This window comes from Mycoplasmopsis adleri (assembly GCF_045276205.1).
Classification (GTDB): Bacteria; Bacillota_I; Bacilli_A; order Mycoplasmatales; family Metamycoplasmataceae; genus Mycoplasmopsis; species Mycoplasmopsis adleri.
Genome location: NZ_CP174162.1, coordinates 1,042,798 through 1,060,712, shown reverse-complemented (window position 1 = coordinate 1,060,712; position 17,915 = coordinate 1,042,798). Strand labels below are relative to the sequence as shown.

Annotated in this window: 18 protein-coding genes; all 18 read left to right on the top strand. The window is 24.5% G+C overall.

The window, feature by feature from the left end; all coding sequences use genetic code 4:
- Nucleotides 1-6: 6 nt before the first annotated feature.
- The 18 genes from ACJA22_RS04495 (at nucleotide 7) to ACJA22_RS04410 (ending at nucleotide 17,707) form a co-directional block, all read left to right on the top strand.
- Complete coding sequence (locus ACJA22_RS04495; RefSeq protein ID WP_254735168.1) at nucleotides 7-222, top strand: hypothetical protein; 216 nt, start codon at nucleotides 7-9, stop codon at nucleotides 220-222.
- Nucleotides 223-516: 294 nt separating this feature from the next.
- Nucleotides 517-978: a hypothetical protein gene (locus tag ACJA22_RS04490; protein WP_406617059.1), complete on the top strand. Its 462-nt coding sequence runs from the start codon at nucleotides 517-519 to the stop codon at nucleotides 976-978.
- A complete protein-coding gene (locus ACJA22_RS04485; RefSeq protein ID WP_406617058.1) occupies nucleotides 938-1,921 on the top strand; it encodes a CDS14 family ICE transfer lipoprotein in 984 nt (327 codons plus the stop codon). Before ACJA22_RS04490 ends, ACJA22_RS04485 begins: the two co-directional genes overlap by 41 nt.
- A 440-nt stretch (nucleotides 1,922-2,361) precedes the next feature.
- Nucleotides 2,362-2,718: an Mbov_0395 family pilin-like conjugal transfer protein gene (locus ACJA22_RS04480; protein WP_406617028.1), complete on the top strand. Its 357-nt coding sequence runs from the start codon at nucleotides 2,362-2,364 to the stop codon at nucleotides 2,716-2,718.
- A 1-nt stretch (nucleotide 2,719) separates the two neighbouring features.
- Nucleotides 2,720-3,886, top strand: coding sequence for an Mbov_0396 family ICE element transmembrane protein (locus tag ACJA22_RS04475; RefSeq protein WP_406617057.1), 1,167 nt, complete (start codon nucleotides 2,720-2,722; stop codon nucleotides 3,884-3,886).
- A gap of 13 nt (nucleotides 3,887-3,899) precedes the next feature.
- The gene (locus ACJA22_RS04470) at nucleotides 3,900-5,273 is read left to right on the top strand and encodes a hypothetical protein (protein WP_406617056.1); all 1,374 of its coding nucleotides are present in this window, start codon (nucleotides 3,900-3,902) and stop codon (nucleotides 5,271-5,273) included.
- Between the two features lie 30 nt (nucleotides 5,274-5,303).
- Entirely contained in the window at nucleotides 5,304-6,668 is a 1,365-nt protein-coding gene (locus tag ACJA22_RS04465; RefSeq protein ID WP_406617580.1) for a VirB4 family type IV secretion system protein, read from the top strand.
- Nucleotides 6,669-6,732: 64 nt separating this feature from the next.
- Nucleotides 6,733-7,539, top strand: coding sequence for an Mbov_0398 family ICE element protein (locus tag ACJA22_RS04460; protein WP_406617033.1), 807 nt, complete (start codon nucleotides 6,733-6,735; stop codon nucleotides 7,537-7,539).
- Between the two features lie 77 nt (nucleotides 7,540-7,616).
- On the top strand, nucleotides 7,617-7,805 hold the full coding sequence (locus ACJA22_RS04455) for a hypothetical protein (protein WP_406617055.1): 189 nt from the start codon (nucleotides 7,617-7,619) through the stop codon (nucleotides 7,803-7,805).
- A gap of 129 nt (nucleotides 7,806-7,934) precedes the next feature.
- Nucleotides 7,935-8,225 carry a single-stranded DNA-binding protein gene (locus ACJA22_RS04450; protein WP_406617054.1) on the top strand — a complete coding sequence of 97 codons (291 nt, stop codon included), beginning with the start codon at nucleotides 7,935-7,937 and terminating at the stop codon, nucleotides 8,223-8,225.
- Nucleotides 8,226-8,279: 54 nt separating this feature from the next.
- Complete coding sequence (locus ACJA22_RS04445) at nucleotides 8,280-8,960, top strand: hypothetical protein (RefSeq protein WP_406617053.1); 681 nt, start codon at nucleotides 8,280-8,282, stop codon at nucleotides 8,958-8,960.
- Entirely contained in the window at nucleotides 8,942-9,538 is a 597-nt protein-coding gene (locus ACJA22_RS04440; protein ID WP_406617052.1) for a hypothetical protein, read from the top strand. Before ACJA22_RS04445 ends, ACJA22_RS04440 begins: the two co-directional genes overlap by 19 nt.
- An 82-nt stretch (nucleotides 9,539-9,620) precedes the next feature.
- The gene (locus ACJA22_RS04435) at nucleotides 9,621-9,878 is read left to right on the top strand and encodes a hypothetical protein (protein WP_406617051.1); all 258 of its coding nucleotides are present in this window, start codon (nucleotides 9,621-9,623) and stop codon (nucleotides 9,876-9,878) included.
- Nucleotides 9,812-12,667 (top strand): Mbov_0399 family ICE element protein, encoded by a 2,856-nt coding sequence (locus ACJA22_RS04430; RefSeq protein WP_406617579.1) that lies wholly within the window; start codon nucleotides 9,812-9,814, stop codon nucleotides 12,665-12,667. The genes ACJA22_RS04435 and ACJA22_RS04430 overlap by 67 nt, the downstream gene beginning before the upstream one ends.
- Nucleotides 12,668-12,700: 33 nt before the next feature.
- Nucleotides 12,701-13,876: an IS30 family transposase gene (locus ACJA22_RS04425; RefSeq protein WP_406616729.1), complete on the top strand. Its 1,176-nt coding sequence runs from the start codon at nucleotides 12,701-12,703 to the stop codon at nucleotides 13,874-13,876.
- 399 nt (nucleotides 13,877-14,275) lie between these two features.
- Entirely contained in the window at nucleotides 14,276-15,070 is a 795-nt protein-coding gene (locus tag ACJA22_RS04420) for an Mbov_0400 family ICE element protein (RefSeq protein ID WP_406617050.1), read from the top strand.
- A 48-nt stretch (nucleotides 15,071-15,118) separates the two neighbouring features.
- Nucleotides 15,119-16,309, top strand: coding sequence for an Mbov_0401 family ICE element transposase-like protein (locus ACJA22_RS04415; protein WP_406617049.1), 1,191 nt, complete (start codon nucleotides 15,119-15,121; stop codon nucleotides 16,307-16,309).
- Nucleotides 16,310-17,095: 786 nt separating this feature from the next.
- On the top strand, nucleotides 17,096-17,707 hold the full coding sequence (locus tag ACJA22_RS04410; protein WP_406617048.1) for a hypothetical protein: 612 nt from the start codon (nucleotides 17,096-17,098) through the stop codon (nucleotides 17,705-17,707).
- The last annotated feature ends 208 nt before the right edge of the window (nucleotides 17,708-17,915 follow it).

Genomic DNA, 17,915 nt, shown 5'->3' with positions numbered 1-17,915 from the left:
GTATTTATGGCTAAATGATTTTATCGTTTGAGAGGAAGTAATACTACTGGTAAGAATGCAAAAAGTTTCCCTTGTGGTTCAGCTTATCAATATGATAAAGCTATGGAAATAGCAAAAGAAGTCATTGATAAGAAACAATATAAAGAAGTTCAAATTGAACGTATTCAAATTATCAAAATTGTTAGAAACGAAGGTGATAAAGGAGGTGATAAGAATTACTAAGCAAATCAAAATGCTTTTACCTTTTTGATTAACTTGGAAAAGTTTTATCTGATATTTTATTTTCTTAATTATTATTTGATTATTTTGCGGAATGTATGTTTTTGGAGCAAAAATATCAGTAGAAAAAAGATATGAAGCATTAAACAATTTAATATTGCTTTATATATTATATGTGCAATATTACTAAGTAGCCTTATTTATCCTTATATTTGAGTTAGAAAAAGGCGAAAATTCATTAAATCTATTAGTTAGTATTATAATTTTAGTGTATTAAATTTTAAATAAGGAAAAAATATGAAAAAAAATAAAATTTGATTAGGTTTTGGTTCTGCTTTAACTATTTCGATTTTACCATTAACTACTATGAGTTGTGATTGGTGAAATAAGACTTTTAACCCAAATAATAAAGTAGAAAATCCTAAATTTCCTAATCCTAATAAACCTAATGGAAATAATCCTGATGAAGATAATAAACCTCTTAAAAAAGATGGCTATGTCTTATATAAATCTACTAATGAAAATTATTTAAAGAAAAATAATAATTATTATTTTAAAGAATTAACTTATAAACCTGTTAAATTAACTAATGAAGTTTATAACAATCAGGGATGAAAAAATTATCGTCCTAGAATGTGAATGGCATTAAAAGAAGCGGATAATTTACTTGCTAAATTTCAGGCTTTAGGAGTTTATTTAACTGATAAAGAATATACTAATGATTTTGAAAGCTGCCGTAGGCATTTGAAATATTATTAGAACTTTTGCTAATAGCGATGCTACAAAGCACGGAATTAGTGAAGGTGGACATTTTGAAGCTAGAGATGATGAGACAAAATATGAAGCATTAATGCGGTTTTTAAATGAAATGGATGATTATTTAAATCCATCTATGGCATTTAATAGCCTTTATCGTAGTGAAGATTATTTTAATTACAAAGTAATTCCAGAAATTCAAAATGATAAGAACTGATTAAAAACTAAGCTTATTTATTCTGCTTCTACTGAAATGCCTTCTTCTTATATTAGAAATAATTATTTAAATTCTTTATTAGAAAAAATTAAAAAAGATGGTAAAGATCCTTTTGTTTTTAATTTATTAAAGCAATATACTTACGCTATGGAAAATGGGTGAAATGAAGCAAATGATGCTAGAAATTGATTTATAGCTCCTTATTCTTTTGGTTCTAATGAGTTTATAAATAATAAATTTCCTAATAAACAATTTAATATGTATACCCATAAAAAAGGATTAGATGAAACTGATAATAACCAATCTTATAATAACTATAATCCTGTGGCTTTTTCTTTTCATCAAATGAGTAGATTTTATTTATCAGAAAGATTAAATTTTGAAGTTTATAAAAATTTAATTAAATGATTTAAGGCTTTTAATAGATTAAATCCAGAAAATAAAAATAAATGAAGTGAAATTGAAGATAAATCTAAATTAGAAAATGCTTCAATTAATTTAGTAAAAACATTAATCAAATATTTAGATTGGCATCATTTATTGCTTGGCGAATTTGAAGATCCTAGTGATAAAAAAAATACCTTAGCTGATTTATTTGCTATGAAAGCATTTGATGATAATAAAATTGATTTTGAATATACTTATAGATTTGCTTATGAATTTTTATATGAAAAATTAGTTCCTACGATGATTGCTAATGATTGAGTGATGCCTGCATGAATTTGATAATTTTGAAAAAGAATTTAATTAGATACTAACTCGTAAAGATTCTTATATTTATGATTACATCTTTAAATATTTAAATGTTATTTTTAAAGATAAATTTCCTGATATAAACTTATTAGAAAAACGTAAAACTTATTTAAACATTACAAATAAAGATTTTTGAAAACAAAAATTTTTAGATAATGTTTTAAAACACTGAAATTATCAATTTAAAATAAATGTTAAAACCAATGAATTTTAACATAGTGCACGTGTGCGTATATTAATATCACGCGTGCAAACAAAAACAAAACTAACTAACTAATAGAAAAAACTAACAATTTTAACGAATTGTTTATTTCTATTAGTTTTTTATTACTTTAAAACTTTATTGTGTTAGCACGCGTAAGCACGTGTGCATATATTAATAGGCACATGCTCGAACGTGCGCATGAAAGGAAAATATGAAAATCAATGATAAAAGTTTTAGTTTTTTAGGAGATTTTAGCGAAACAGTAATGAGAGGTATTTTTATTGCCTTAATTCCTGTAGCTATTATCGTTTTAATTGGGATGATACTTTGAGCCAGAAGCCAAAATGCCGCTACAAAGAATCCTAATGAAAGAAAACAAAATAATTTAAAGGTATGAGGTGCTTTATCTGCACTTATTATCATTATTGTTATGTGACCATTAATTGAACTTATTAAATCTAATGTTAAAAAACCTAGTGGTTCTGGAGCAGCACAAAGTTCTTTAATCAATCAAGTAATACAAAATGCTTTAATGCTTAAATTACCTAAACTAAATTTAATGGTATAAGATGAAATTAATACAAGCAATAATAAATCCAATTATTAATGCTGTTTCTGCTCCAATTAGATTAGCAATATTTGCACCATTAGCAACAATTGGATTGATTGGTTTTACTTTATTTAGTTTAATATTCATTTTATTTAAATTGTTTAGTTTAGATCTTAATAATTACTTAATGTTTAATTTAGTTCCAGGCCAAAGCTATAGTCAATTTGCTACAGCTAGACCTTGATATCAATTTTTAATTATTAGTTTTATTCTTTGACTTATTAATTTTTTCTTTTTCATTTTTAGATATGCTAAAGAAACAAATGGAGCCAAAGCTAAAGAAATATATGTTAGTGCTTTAAAGGCTACGGTAGGAGGCATTTTAACACTTATATTATTTCAAGTGATTATTTTATTTATTAATATTTTATTCATTGAAATAACTAAAGCTATTTTTAATGGAGCTACTAATTCTTCTTTAGGTTTTGATAATATAGCAAATAATATTATTAGAAATATGATTCCATCAAAAGGATTTAATCCTAAACATTATACAGATCCTTTTATTGGTGGGATATTCCCTAATCTTTATTGGGTGTATACATTTCCTCTTTGATGAGATATACACGCTAATATTGTGGGGTATGCTTTTTCTACTGGTATTTCTATTGCTCTTGTAGGAATATTAATTTCTATACCTTTAATTTTTGTTATGTTTGATATTGTTTCAAGAGTTTTTATTAACTGATTATTATTTATTTCTTTTCCATTTATTCCGGCTTTTGGAATTAATGATGGTGGAAAGAAAATGAGAATATGAAAAGAAAAATATTTTGGTAATTTATTAGCTTGTTCAGTTTATGGATTGGGGCTTATGATGTTAGGTGCTTTTATTGGTTTATCTAACACGTTTATAAATTCACAAATAAATAATATTTTAGGTTCATTTTCTATTGTTGCTAGTGGTTATCAAGCTATATTTACTTTAATTTCTACAGTTATTTTAGTATTAGGTTCTTGTTTTGCATTCAAAAAATTATCAGAAATAGCAATTGCATTTATAGGTAGCGAAGTAAGTGGTGGTCAAAGCGCTAAGGCTGGTATGAATATAGCTAAAATGGGAGCTAAGGCAGCAAAAGCTAAGGCTACTGGTGGAGCAAGTTTAATTACTTCCGCCCTTAAATAAATAAGGAGATAATATGACACAATTACAGCCGAGTAGAATAAAAAATCGAAGTAGTAAAGTTTGAAAGAAATTTAAAACTAGAGATGTTATTGAATTTACCGTTATTCTTATATCTTCGTTTTTTATTAGTTTTGGTTTAAGTAAATTAGTAAATGTTAGATTAATCTTTTTTGCCTTTTGAGTTCCTACTTTTATTTTAGGTTTAATACTTATTTTGCCTAATCGTAAAAATAACTGTAAAGTTTATATTCTCATATGAAGAATGTTTGTATTTTGAACGACACCAAAACATTATTCTAAAAATAAGGATAAAAATATGCGTGAAAGCATTGATTTAAATCCTTATTCTTGTTTAGTTAATGAATATACTATTAAAAATAAAAACGCTAAAATTAGTTTTTATAATCCTAAAAATGATAGAGAAAATTATTTATCTGTTTTTAAACTTAATGGAATTAATATTTGAAACGAAGATGAATTTACTCGTGATTCTTTCATTGATGCTTTTGCTAAAAGTTTAAATAATGTTCCTTATAAAATTTCGTTTGTTAAGCTTGAAGAAAAAGTTAATTATGATGAAAATATAAAATATATTCAAACAAAAGAAAATAAATTACATAATGATTCATTTTGGAATGACTATTACAAATTAAACAAAAATGATTTTTCTAAATTAAACACAGAAGCTTTACAAAATAATTACTATTTAATTGTTAATGGTGATTCTTTATCTGGATTAAGTGAAGCATTAGAAATTATTATTGATAAATTTAATGATAATGGGATTGGTTTGGAAAGATTAGAAAAAGTTAAATTACTAAACTTTTTATCTAAACTAAATATGTTTAATATTGATAATTTACAAATTGAAAGTTATTGTAATGAATTAGAAGCTAAATATAATAATGAAAATTCTTTGGATGAATTATTTATTTATGATAAAGTCATTATTAAAAATGATCATTTAATGATAAATAATGAACTAGTAAAAGTTAGCTGTTTAAATACTTTACCATTTGAATTAAATGATAAATGAATAAAAATATTGTTTTCTATTCAAGGAACTTGTGTATGAAATAATTTCCCTCTATCTGATGATTTTGCTAATAAAAAATTAGATAAATCAATTCTCGCTTCTATTGACACTACTAATGCAGTAGGAAGTCCTGTTTCTAATATGGTCGGGTCTATTGACGAACAAGCTACAACTGAAATGGCTTTGCAAGTAAATAGAGACGATTACAAACTTTTTGATAGTAATTTCTTTTTTGTGATTAAAGATCAAGATATAGCCAATTTAAATAATAAATATCGAATTGCTAAAAATATAGCAAGCAAAAAGAATATTACACTTAATGATTTGAGATATCGTCAATTATTAGCTTAATCTGAAGTATGTAATTATCCATTTGAAAGATTAGACCAAGAATATTATCAAATTACTTCGATTAACTTAGCTTTAGGTTGACCTTTTGAAAGTGAAACCCATAATGATAACAATAATTTATTATTAGGTTTTACAGAGAACACTAGAACACCTATTAGTTTTAGATTATTTGATATGTATCATTCAAATCGAACTAATTTTAATATGTTTGTTAACGGAACTAGTGGTATGGGTAAAACTACTTTTACTAAAAAATTATTAACTTCTATTTTAGCTGCTAATAATAAAGTTGTAGTTATTGACCCACAAGGTGAATATACTGATATAGCTACAAAATTAAATGGACAAATTATCGATTTAGGAGCAGGTAAAAATACTATTATTAATCCTTTACAAGTTAGAAATACTTTAAAAGATTCAATTAAAAATGATGTAGTTTCTTTAATTAATAATCATTTATCTTGATTAGAAAGTTTTTTTAAAACACTTTTAAATTTAGAATCTCATCGTTGAATTTTGCTTCAAAATGTAATTAAAGATTTCTATAAAGAAAATAAAATATATGAACTTAATGATATTGAGCATTTAAAGGCTTCTAAATGGCCTACAATGAGTGAGTTGATAAAATATATGTCTAAATACAAAACTAATCATTTAAATAACCCTATGGCTAAAAAGGCTATTTTAGATGAATTAGTAGAGAACTTAACTTTTTCATTTGAAAATGATGGAAGATATCAAGATTTATTTAATGGACATTCTAATATTAAGCTTGATAATGATTTTGTAGTGTTTAATACACAAAATCTTATTAATGGTGCTGATAATACAGGTGCAAAATTAGGAACAATGTGTTTATTAAATTTTGTTAGCGAAATTGTTTTTAATAATTGAATGAATAATGAAATATTAAAACGAGAATATATTGCTAAAAATAATATTCACTTAATGAATGCTAAACAAATTGAAGATACTATTAAATTTTGTGCTGTTATAGTAGATGAAGCACATTTATACGTTGATCCTGATAATCCTTCGATTTTAAAATATATGGTTCAAATGACTAAAACAGTTCGGAAATTTAATGCAGGTATGATTTTTACTACTCAAAATCCAGGTGATTTTACCATTACTAGTTCTACAGTCGAAGATGCTTCTAGAATTATTCAAAACTCTCAATATTCAGTATTTTTTGGGCTTAAAGATACTGATATAGAAAAAGTTCAAACTTTATTTAAAAATTCTAATCAATTATTAAATAGTGAAATTAGATATTTGACTAATCATAAAAAAGGAAGATGTTTGTTTAATATTAGTTCAAATAAACGTATTAGAGTAAATATTCATTATAACCAAATTGAACAAGAGATGTTTTTTACTTATGCATCAGACTAGCACGCGTAGGCACGTGTGCATATATTAATAGGCACACGTTCGAACGTGCGCATGAAAGGAAATTATGAAAAAGAAAAATAAAATTAGTGATAAAACTATCGAAACATTATTACCATCAAAAGAAAGATTGCAAGAACTCGAAAAAGAAAAGGAAGTTAATGATTTCATTGATGGTATTAATTTAAGTGGAGATAACCAAATAGATAATATTATGAATTCTTTAAACACAGAAGAAGCTAAAGAAAAAGAAATGACTAAAAAAGAAAAATTGAGAGATAAAACACAAAGTGCTTATGATGCTCAATTTTCCGGTCGTTTTACTGAAGCTGAAGATGTAGGAATGTTTTACCGCTGAAAAAAAGAAATTGAAAAGAATGGCAAAACAGTTTATAAAGAAATAAATAATATTATTCGGAGCTATTTATTAGCAAATGAGAAAAAAGAAATAATGCGTGAATGGAAACATGATTTATTTCAAGCTTTAAGAAAAGTAAGTTGGTCAGCTTTAAGTCCATATCAATTACAAATAAATCGAAGATTTAGAAGTATGGATATTGAATTGTCGATTATTAACTTAAAGCTTAATATGATTATTAACGCTTTATTTAAGAGCAATGATGAATTAGAAAAAGAAATAGATAATCCTAGTTCTGAAATACTTACTGAATCTAAATTCTTTGAAAAAACAATTAGAGGTGCGGTAAATAAACTATCTCAAGATTGAACTAAAAAAATAGCTAAGAAAATTCAAAATGGCGAACGTGCTTGAAATGATTTTTTAGCTAGTTTAAGTGAAAATGAATTTGATGATATTTTGGAAGAAATAGGAGCTACTAATTCTACTGCTCAAGAACAAATTGAAGAAAAATAAGTTTAGCACGCGTAGACACGTGTGCATATATTAATAGGCACACGCTCGAGCGTGTGCAAGACAAAAAAGGATTTATTATGACTTATGATTTTGAATATTCTTTATTTTGTGATTATTGTGGTGAAGAAGAATGTGAAACTAAAATAACTTGTTATTATAAAAATAAGGAGGATCAAATTTTTTATGTAAGAAATTGTGATCCTATTTCATTTAGAAATAAAAAAATACCATTAAAAATTAGAAAGGTTTTAAACAATGATATATAAATGTTGCTTTTGCAAAAAACAAATTAATAATGAGCAATATTTTTTAGATACAAAAGAAGGTATTTTAAAATTTTGCTCTGCTGAATGTGAAACACATTATATAAAACTAAATTACTAAGGAAAAAAACTATGAATAAAGTTATATTAAGTGGTCGAGTAGTTAATGACGATTTTAAATTATTTGAATCAGAAAAAGGAGCGTCTTTAACTTTTAAAGTTGCTTTAATTGAAAAAAGTAAAAATACTAATTTCGTTGAAATTGTATGTTTTAACAAAATAGCTATGAATATTTCTAAGTATATTAAAAAAGGAGATTTATTAGAAATAGAAGGTAAGTTAAATAATTCTAAATATATTGACAAAAATGATGAAACAATTTACAAAACAGAGATAGTAGCAAAAATATTACTTTCTCTGTAAAAGCTAAAAAGAATAAAAATTTAATTAATAATGAAATAGAAAATGAAGAAAATAATGACTTTAACGAATTTGGCTTTAAAACAATTCAAGATGAATAAAAATAAAAAATTATTAATAGTTGGAAGTTTAAGTTTAGTTTCAGCTTCTTTATTTTCTATAAGTAGTAGTGTTTCATATTCAAAAAGAGAAAGTACTACAAATAAAAACTTCAATAATTTAAACAATTACAAATTTTTATATAAATTTACTGAACAAAATTTAAAAATGGATTATAAAATAAGAACTTTAACAAAAACAGAAAATAAAACATTAAATTATTATGATGCAAAGATTAAAAAAAATGATTCTTGAGGCATAAATAGACATATAGCTGTTGGCAGAACAAAAGGATACTCAAATGGTTATTATACATCTAGCAATGAAATATTAAAACATCGCCCTTTTGTTGGTTTTTCAAATGCTGATAATCATTTAAATATGAATTTATCATACAAAACAGGAACATCAATGATTGATTATGAAAGTATGATAAATAAAGTTGATAAATGAGGTTGACTATATAAAAATGGTACATATTCAATTAAAGAAGACTATATGTCAGATACAAGTTTAGAAGATAATATTTTTAATTTAAATAAAAATTTATTTGATAACGGTTATTATTCCTTTTTAGAAAAAAACATAGAATCAATTTTATTAATTCTAATTTTGATTCTGTGTTTAATGAAGCTATAAAACTTGATAACGGTAAGGGTTTTGAGTTTAAATATGCATTCAAAGATGGGCATTTTAATTGATATAATTATTATGTAGCTTATATGAAAAATTTTAATATCAGTTATGAAAAAGAAGCTTATTTAAAATATATAGATAATCGTTTTTATAATACAAATATTAAAACAAACCGAATTATAGATTTATTTAAAGAATTAAAAACTTTCTGTAATGAATCAAATATTAATAATGATATTGAGAATATATGCAATGGTAAAAAATGGATTGAAATTGAAAGTGATTCAATGGGCAACATTAATACAAAAATTGATACCTTAGTTTTTAAAAATGGAATTTCTAATATTGAAAAATTGAATATTTTATTCAACAAAATATTTACAAAAAAAATAAATAATTTCAATTTTGAATATAAATATGTGCCATTAATAAAACCTGATAATAAAATTGATATTTCAATTCAATTATTAAAAGTAATTGATGTTGCAAATTCAAATATGGATATGATTATTAATTTAAAAGATTTCGATGAAGATAAAGAACATAATAACTTAAAAAGAAGTTTAAAAGAAAACTTTTAATTCTATTACAAATGATAAAGAAATTCTTTGACAACAAGCCTTTAGTTTTCTTTTTCAAATAACAAAAGAAAAACAAATAGTATTGAGAGAAAAAGAAACAGTCAAATTTGTAGAGAGTGATATATACAAAAAATATTCATCAGATTCACTGAAAGCTAAATTGCAAATTACAAAATCAAAAGTTCCAAACAACTACAAATTATCAGATTTAAATTCAAACACTAATTATTATGATGATAAGAAGGAAAGTGTTTTTTTAAGGAAGATGAACCAATTAAATTACCTGATAATGAAGATGATCCAGATAAAGATAAAGAATGATATGGCGGAAAATGATTAATTCATGGACCAATTGATATAAATTACCGGAGCTCAAAAAGTGAAAATGAGATTATAACTGTTAATGGTCAAAAAATAGATGTATTGAATTTAGAATTCAACAAAAAATTAATTGATAATAGAAAAAATATCAAAGATGATTCAAGAATAGGATTACAAGAAGGATTAGATAAAGATAAATTTAATAGTACTAATTCAGTAGCTAAAAATGAATATGTTATTGAAATTAAACAATTTGCGGTTGGAACTAACAATACAGGAGAGCCAATTAAAAGATATAAAGTTATTTATAAAATAGTTGAAAAACCAACAAATCAAATATTTAAATATTATGGATGAGATCCAGATAAAAATCCACATCAAAAAGAATTAATTACTAAATATATTTTAGATTCAAAAGGTGAAATAAAAAATGATAAAGATGGTAATCCTATAAAAAATCCTAAATATAATCCATTATTAAATCCAACAACAGGAACCAAAAAACAAATAATTTGAATTAATAATTCTTCATTATCTAAAAAAATTAAAGAAAAATTATCTTTTGTTTATCCTTGTTTGCCTAACGGAAATAAAATTTTAGATTATGGAATAATTGCAGAAGCTTCTGTTTTAGGAATGGGTGCTTTAAGAAATATATCAATTGATAAAGACATACAACAAGCTTCTGGAACAAAATATTGAAAGTGTAAAATTGGAGATTTTAGAATTAATAATGATCAAACTAAAACTTTAGAATGAACAAAAGAAAATGATATTCAATTAACAGAAATACCCTTAACTAATGGAACTTCAGAATTTAGTTATATGTCTGAGGAGGGACTATGAATTGTATTCACTGATATCGATTCTAGTATATCTAACGTACAATTAGTTTTAATTGATAAGAATAATAAACCAGAAAACTTTTTTACAGATGAAATAAGACATGCAAAAGATAATCACGGAATAGAATTAATTAATAAATTTAATAAATTTTGAAATTCTACAAATGCAATAAGTGAAGCTTTTTACAATTATTTATATTGAGAGGATAATATATCTAAAGAAGAAGCTCAAAAATTAAGCTATGAGTCTTTACTAGAAAAATATCAAAGATTTGTTACATGAAGTCAAAGATATGATCTGCCTGATATAATTCCTGCTGAAATACAAAATATTGATTTATTTAGTGATTCATTTATGAAATGAAATAAATTAAATAATTTAAATGGAAATACAAATACAGAGCGTATAGAAAAAACAATTATTGATTATATTGAATTTAATTTAAAACAATCTGCAAAACTTAGTGAATATTTTCCATATCAAAATGAGTGATGAAAAGTTAGTTCGAATAATTGATTTATAGAAGAATGAGCTGATCAAAATTCAAAAGCTAATTGATTAAAACAAGCGGCTGAGGTTTATATTTTTAATACTAAAGAACAAAAAGAATACAAAGGAATTAATTTTACTCTTAGAGGAAATGGCAAAATAGCAAACCAAAAAAGAAACTTTAATATTAGAAATGAAGCTTGACATAAATATGATAAAGAAATTGATTTATCAAAATTAGATATAAAAGATAGCTTTGAATTTAAATTAGATAAAAAAGAATTTGAACTGCCAAATAAAACAATAGATGAAGTTGATGCTGATTATAGAAAAGCAATTGAACAAAAAATTAAAGAACTAATTATTGAAGAATTAAATAACTATTATGTTAAACACAATATTGAAATGTGATTAGATAAAGATGTTGAATTACGTAATATTGAAGGAATTGTATCACAACTCATTAGAGGCAAAGCTTTAAATAAAGCAGTTGAAGCTGAGATAAAAGGTATTAATGCAAATTTATTAAATGTTAAAAAAATAAGTTTTAAAAATTTAGGTGATGGTGGAAAGTTTAATTTAAAAAATTTAAGCCATGTGTTTCTTGAAGATAAACTAATACTTAAAGAAACACAACCCAACCAAATAATTCAAAAGGTACAAAATTTTATAGAAGAAAAAGCTAAACAGCTTAATTTAAAATATGAACAGGATTATCAAATATATTGTATTGATATTGTAGCTTATTGGTATGAACTTGTGCAAGCTTATGATGATCCTAGAATTAATAAAAACCCAGAATTTAAAAAGCAGCTTTTAAAAAGCCTAAAATTCATTAATGACTATAAAACAATAGTTATCGATAATAATATAATTAATATTGAATTTGAACCAACAGACAAAATTTTAAAAAATAAACTTATTAAGTATTATGAAAAGATTAAAAATGAAATTAAAGATGATATTTTTAATAGAAATTTAAATCTTAATTTATTTGAAAAATGAGTTGTAATAATGCCAACAAAAAACACTGAAGGATTTGCGCAGCTTAAAGTATTTAATAAAGTTGAAAAAGATTATGATCCATCTATTGATGATCCATGAGTTAAACCAATAGAAAAGAAAAACAATCCAGATGATAAACAAAATAGGTTAAAATCTATTAGCAAAAAATGATGATTTCCTTTAGTTATGGTTATTAGTATTATTGGTTTATTAATAGGAGCAATATTCTTGACTAAAACTTTATTAAGAAAATATGGATGAAGTTTTGGTAAAAGAGCTAGACATAATAAAAATAAAAAATGTGAAAAAGCTATAGTTAAACGCAAACAATTTTTAAAAAAAGAGCATAACAAAAATCAAAAAGAACTAGAAAAAAAGAAAAATATACTTAAAAATTATATTCATTCCAGAAATAAAAGTCCCAACATTTGAAAATGTCGGGATTTTTCTGTCCTTTTGGTAAAATAAAAATGATAAAAAGAAAGGACAACATAATTATATATGAAAAACGATAAAAAAATTTTCTGTACTTTGGTTAGAAGTAAAAATGTGCATAACAAAATTCAAACTTCACAAATTCATTTCGCTGTTGATAAGAATTACTCTGAAATTTTAAGCCGCTCGAAAAACTACTCGACACACAAAAACCATATCGGTTTTGCAGAAGTGTTTCAGATAATATATGGATTACTAAATTTTCAATCTTTAAAAGAAATATCTCAAAATATTGAAATATCGACTAAAGCGATTAAAAGGTTTTTATTTAAATATTCAAAAGGAATATATTTAGGCAAAGGCGATAGAAAAACCTGTGATTGTTGTGATGCTAAAATTAAAAAAGTTCGTTATTTAAATCTTGATGAATTTATGATAAATGTTGCTAATTTTGATAAAAGTAAAAGAATAGCATATTCAAAAAAGAAAATAGAACAATATCAAGATTTTAGAAATTTTTGAACAGAGCTTTTTGATGATTATACCCAAAATAGAAATAATAAAGATTTAGCAAAAAGAACGCCTAAGCTAAGCGCTAACGAAATATTAAGAAGATTTGAAGAAAAGTATCCAAACAGCTATAAACCTTCAAAATCTATGGTATATAATTTGATATCACAAAGAGTCTTTAAAGACCTTGAAATAGGCATTTTGGTCAATTTATCCACCAAAGGAATTAAACAAAAACGACCCCCAAAAAGAGACAGTCGAAAGCTTAAAAAGATTGGAGTTAGCATTGATCAACGCAGCACAGAAATCAATGAAAGACTTAGAGATAATGATTATGAATTAGATACTGTTATTGGTTCAAAAACTGATCAATGTTGTTTCGTAACGCTAATTAATAGAAAGACTAGACGCTTCTATTTTCATATGGTACGGCGGACTAGCACTGGTGTTAGAGATGGGCTGATATACCTAATGCAAAAATATAACTTGACAATAGATTCGCTAACCATAGATAATGGTAGTGAAAATGCGAAACTAGATGAAGTGCCAGGTATTAAGCAAATATATAAATGTCACCCATATTGTTCGGGAGAAAAAGGCTCTATCGAAAACTGCCACAGGTTATTAAGACGGTATTTTAAAAAAGGCAAGTCTATAGACCCTTACTACGGTCAAGATTTGACTCCTGTTATGGATTTTATAAATAATTACAAGAGAAGCATTCGCTTCTAATCCAAACTTTTTATGTGCTAAAAAGTTTGACAAAAAGGCACTTACTTTTTTGGAAAAAAGTAAGCAAAAAACTCAAGTTTTTTACAAAACTTAGTATTTTCGTTTAAATTTTTTTAGGATTTTAAAGCTTTTCTTGGTAATAATTTATAATTTTTGTAACATTTTTGATTTTACGCAAAATTAGGACTTTTAAAATTGGAATTTATAATACTTAAAAATTAAGAAAAATAAAAAAATATTTTTTTCTATGGTATTATAATTTTAATTAGCTTATGATGATTTGTATAAGTAATCGAACGGTAGATATGCTTATACATTATGAGAATCTACTTATACGACTTAAGCTGTAGTTCGTCTTAAAAAGAGGTTTAATGCCTCTTTTTTTGTATAATTTTAATTATGTCTTTAGATTTATGAAAACCCCTAAAAATAAATAATCCAATATTAGAAGATATTTTTAATTTACCTATAGATGGAAAAGTATTATCTAATGGAAAAATACAAGTACATCCTTTAATTATTTTTGAAAGCAAAAAAGATAAAACTTATTATTGTATTCGTTTGCAAACTGCTACTCCTTCTACCATAAGAAATAATATTTGGGTAAATAATAAAACTTATCAAAAAGATTATTATTGAACAAACCATCAAGGAATTGCTATTACAAAAGATATTTTTATTGTTGATAAGGAATTATTGGAAAATAATATTGATGAAACTATATATCAAAATACATTATCGTTAAATAATCAAGATAAAAGTTTGATATTAAATGATTTGGAAAAACGTATTAATTCAATACCTCCTAATTTAAATATTTTAAAAATATCTAATAATTTAGAAAATAACTTAGTTTTATATACAAATAATAAACAAATAACTAATCAATTTTATTCTACTATTAGCCCTAACAATAAATTAATTGATCAAGAAGTAAAAGATTATTATTCTAAACATTTTGATAAAAATGAATTTCTTAACAATGTAAATACATCTAATATAGAACATACACAAGAAGCTTTAAAAGATATTAAATTATGTATCGATAAAGAACAAAATATAGCTAATGAATATTTCTTTCAATATGAATTAGATAAAGAATCTGGTAATTATTTTATTGTTAATCAAGAAGAGAACACTAATTCTAATGACGATAGCGAAGATGAAGAAGAAACGAAAGGACGTTCACGTTAAAACTATAAAGCTAGTTTATTCTAGCTTTTTGTTTTAATTTTATTTATTATGACTACAGATTTATTTGTTAATGGTGTAAGTGAGAAAGATATTTTATCTACTGGACAAATGATAATAGAAAAATTAAATGATGAAGAAGAAATATTTCGAACCAAAACTAGATTGGAAAATGAAGAATATAAAGATTGAATTGTTTCGGATTGAAGAATTAAAACTATTATTATCGATGGCGAAATATATACTATCAATTTAACTCAATATTTAGATAAAAAAACAGGTAAAAAATTTACATATTATCATAATGAAATATTGAAATTAATGGGTAAGAAAAGATACTGATTAGGCAGTGTTTTAGTAGCTATAAAAACTCAAAATTTAAGACGTAGAAATAAGGAACAAAATGAAGCTTTAAAAAGCAAAATTCCTTATGATATTTATCATTATTATTTAAAAATAAAATACATAACTTTTATGGTTCAATACGATAAATTTTTAACTCAAAAATATCAAACAATTCAGATAGAAAATGATGATGCTTTTATACATTTAAATAATGGTAAATATCGAGTAAGAATGGTAGGAATTCATAATGGATATCAGGATAAAAATAATCATAAATTATTAAATAAAACGATTATTTTTCAATTTGATAAGAATGCTTTAGCTTATCAAAATATGGACTTTTTAACTAACAAAACTAAAGAAATAATAGATAAATTTTATACCTATAAAAATATAAATTTATCAGGTGATGGTGCTAGATGTATTACAAAATTTAGTCAAAATATTAAAGCTATTAGACACTATGATAAGTTTCATTTTCATAAAATTTTGTTCAATTGTCTTGGTTATAGCAAGAATAAAAATAAACAAAACAAAAATATTTTTGGAAAAGAATTTGGCAATCAATTTCCTTTATTTTTATGATTTTTGCAAAATAAAAAATATGATGAATTTGAAAATTTATTGAGAAAAAACATTGATTTTTTAAAGAAAAATAAAATATCAAAATTAAAAATTTGAGAAATAAAAAGCTTATTAAGACTGTGAAAAAATAATAAAAACTATCTTATAAATACCTATGAAAATGCTAATTATTTTGGTGGAAATGCTGAAACTTTTATTGGACATTACTTAAAAAAATATACAAAAAATGCATTTTCAAGACAAAATATTAATCTTTTAAAACTAAAAATTCTATTAAATATTCCTAAAAATATAAACGTGATCTTCTTATAAAATCACGTTTTTTTATTGCCTTTTTATTTTGAGTTTGCACTTTTTGTAAAAAATTATATATAATTACATAGTAATTATATATAAAAGTTGTTAGTGCTAACAATTAGCAAGCACTTTTTTTAAAAAATCAAAAAGTGCAAACTGAAGTGCATGCAAAAATAATATATTATTACTTTGTAATAATATATTAAAAAGGGAAAAACCGCACTACGGTAAGTAGTTTTAGTGGTTCTTCCCTTGCCCTATTCAAGGGTGCGCGCCCGCATACGCGCGCGTATATAGGGCCACTTTTTGTGCTTGCACTAGTGCAAACTCAAAAAGAAATTTATATTATTTAATAAAATTTTGGTAGAATTATATTGATAAGAAAAATCACTTTATGATTTTGCTAACCCTACATTTTCCTACACATCCAAAATAATTCAACAAGAAGCTAGAAAAATTAATAAGCAAGTTTATAAAACTGATTTATTAGAACAATACAGCAAATTTGGTTTTAAATATCCAGGTTATGATTTCAATTATGAATCTGGAAGGAACGCTTTTATCAAAATTAAAACTCAAGAGGGAGGTAAAGAAGTTGAAAAAGACTTTAATATCTCTACTGCTTTATTAAATGAAAAAGTAAAAGGCGAACCAGCATATCAATACAACTCAACTGATTGAATCAAAAAAGAAATTCAAAAAGGAACACTTAAAAAACACCCATTTGCTGAAAAATGATTCCAAAAGAATGTTAGTGATGATACTCTTGCTGTTGAAAAACAATTTACGATTAATACACTAATGACAGGTCATTATACTAGCGGATTATATGGAGCTGCTGGTGAAGTTATCGAAGTTGAATTTAGTGAAAGAACTTACAATATTTTTAAAGCATGATATGGTTATAACAAGGGTGATGGAACAATCCCTATTGAATTTATTTATAACCAAAACTATTGAGAAAATAGAGAATATGGTAATTCAGGACAAATTTCTAATCGTTACCCACATCTAAGAACTATATTTGGTTTTAAATTTAGAGAAATTGATCCTATTACAAGAAGAGTTAAAATAGCTTCACCTTTTGGTGGCGGAATTTCATTTTATATAAAAAATCAAATGAAAGATGCTCTAGGCTCAACAATTCCTATCAGTTTTACAGTTCATAATGCTGTTGAAACTATTAGCTATGTACATAATCAAACAACTAAAGAAGACTGAGACAAACAAATTGAAAGATATAAAAAGGGTGAAATAACCGCTCCTATTATTTCAATCGATACAACTTATTCATCAATTTGACTTCCATTCACAAATCCAAATAGTATTGGCGGAGTGAATTTAAATAATGTTATTTATCCAAAACAAGCCATTAATAAATGAGAAGATTTTTATTCAGTTTCATATTTATAACCTGAATATAATGCTCCTAGATTAGCTTTAAATTATAACGATGATATTTGAGGTGGAGCTGCTGCTTGAGGTGGAGGTTATAACTTATATGCTCCTGTATCATGAGGAGCCAAATACTTACAAGGACCAGATGAATTTTCATTCTCAAACTGAGGAAATTACCACGAAGTAAACCATAACTTTGAAAACTATCAAGATCCATTTAATG